We start from the raw sequence: 1957 nt of genomic DNA on the forward strand, positions 1-1957 counted from the left end.
ACCCCAAAATTAGGGGCCGGGTGTCTCGCATGAGGAGGACTGTTTGGCGGACGAACCACGCGGATCAGCCGCCGAGCAGCAGCTCGCCGATGCGCTGAAAGCGCTCGGACCGACGGGCTGGCAGCAAGCGGACGCGGTATTCGCGGTGACCGTGGCGGGCGAAGTCGGACAGCTCGTGTACTCCGTCGGCGACCAGGTGATTCCGCTATCGCCCCCCGAGTCGGTCCTGGCATTGGTCCGGGAGATGCGTACGGTCGCGGCCGGGGCCAATGGCGGACCGTGGTGGCGGATGCTGGTGGTACTGGCCGAGTCCGGCTCGCTCGATATCGATTACGACTACGGCGAACAGCCGTTCCCACCTGGGCAGCTATTCGCTCCAGAGGCGTATCGCGCGGACCTCGAGGCTTATCCGCGCGCGAGGATACCGGTGTGGTTGGGCGCCTACATCGGCCACGGCGACCGGCAGCGCCGCACGCCACAACAGGCCGCGGCCCAGGCGCGCGCCGATCGATCCGCCCAGGTGTGGGCGACACTGGCGGAGTACGAATTTCCACCCTTCCCGCAGATGTGGGCGCGCTGGGCGACAATCGCCGCGGCATTCGTGGCCGCCCGGTCGGAGCAGGGTCCGCGCATGGAGCCGTGGACAGGTGTATTCGACGGCGCGGCATTGGACGGGTCGACGCTGCATGCGCTCCCGGCCGGACGGGCGGTGCTCTCGGGCGGGGTGTGGAATGCCCCGACCCTGGACGCGGTCTACAACGGCGGCGAGCCGATGCCGAATCTCTATGCCGGAGCGCCGGATTGGGTGGCCGACCCGGTGCTCGACCCGCGCGCCGCATCGGGTCTGCTGTCGTTCTGCTACTGGTGGGAGGCCGGGCGCTGGTATCGCGGAGCGTCGCCGTCGGCGGAGGAGTGCGCTGTGGCGGTGCCGGGCGTGTGGACCAGGGAAACCGTGCTCGGTATCGTCGCCGATCTGCTCGGCGAGCCGAAACCTGGTGCGCGCGAAGCGATTGCCGCGCTGCTAGCGGCGGCCGAGGTCGGCCGGGTCACCCGCCGGGAACTGGTGGATGTATTCGGCGAGGACGGCCGGTTCGATATCGACGGTGCGCTCTATCAGTACTCGATGGCGGGATTGGCGCCGCCGACCCTGGAACCGATCCCGGCGGCGGAGGCGATCTCCCGAGTGCGCGATTACATCACCGGGCGGGTACTCGACACCACGGGCTATCCACTCGACCAGTTGGTCGCCGAACGATTCAGCGTCGGCTGGATGGTGCATGTGCCGGTGCCCGCCGGGATGGTCGCGACCGATCGGGCCATCTTCTACCTGGGCGACGACGGTCTGCTGGAGCAGTCGTCGTCGTCCATCGATCCGCCGCGCTACATCGCCGACTTCGAACGCCGATACGCCGAACGCCACGGCCGTCCCGAAGGAAGGTAGTCATGGACCGTTGGGAGCGAGAAGGATTGCGCTCGGCCAACTTCGGGATCCGCAATCAGGTCGAAAACATTCTCGACGCACTCGGCGAACAACGCGCCCACCGGGCCGAGCTGCAACGGAAGTTGGATACCGCACGATGCGAGGCGACCTCGGCGGACGGTCTGGTGCAGGTGACCGTCGACAACTCTGGTGTGCTGATCGACGTGCGGTTCACCAAGGATGCCGCGCATAGTACCGCCGAGCAGCTGGGCCGGTCGGTCACCGAGGCCGGACGGGAGGCGGCCAGGCGCATGCGGGAGCAGACCACACAGATCCTGGCCCCGGTTGCCACGGCCGTGCACGCCATGCCGGACCTGCCCGACCTGGTACTCGGCGCATCGAGCCTGCGTCAACCGGAAGAAGCCGAGACGCACGGCTATTCCCAGAATCGGGAAGGTGGGGCGCGCCCGAAGTAAGATTCTTCGCCAGGCAATCGCCTTCTCGGTTTCGCTGGTGAGGGTTGAAGGGTGACCGGGT

2 protein-coding genes are annotated in these 1957 nt (G+C 67.8%); both read left to right on the plus strand.

What is annotated here, in order from left to right; genetic code table 11:
• Positions 1–43: 43 nt before the first annotated feature.
• Positions 44–1441 (plus strand): hypothetical protein, encoded by a 1398-nt coding sequence (locus tag NA5_RS19660; protein WP_062988143.1) that lies wholly within the window; start codon positions 44–46, stop codon positions 1439–1441.
• Positions 1442–1443: 2 nt separating this feature from the next.
• On the plus strand, positions 1444–1896 hold the full coding sequence (locus NA5_RS19665; protein ID WP_062988145.1) for a YbaB/EbfC family nucleoid-associated protein: 453 nt from the start codon (positions 1444–1446) through the stop codon (positions 1894–1896).
• The last annotated feature ends 61 nt before the right edge of the window (positions 1897–1957 follow it).

This window comes from Nocardia anaemiae NBRC 100462 (assembly GCF_001612725.1).
Lineage (GTDB): Bacteria > Actinomycetota > Actinomycetes > Mycobacteriales > Mycobacteriaceae > Nocardia > Nocardia anaemiae.

Excerpts from the sequence above, each read along its gene's own strand:
- NA5_RS19665 (WP_062988145.1), top strand. The coding sequence starts at position 1,444 with ATGGACCGTTGGGAGCGAGAAGGATTGCGCTCGGCCAACTTCGGGATC.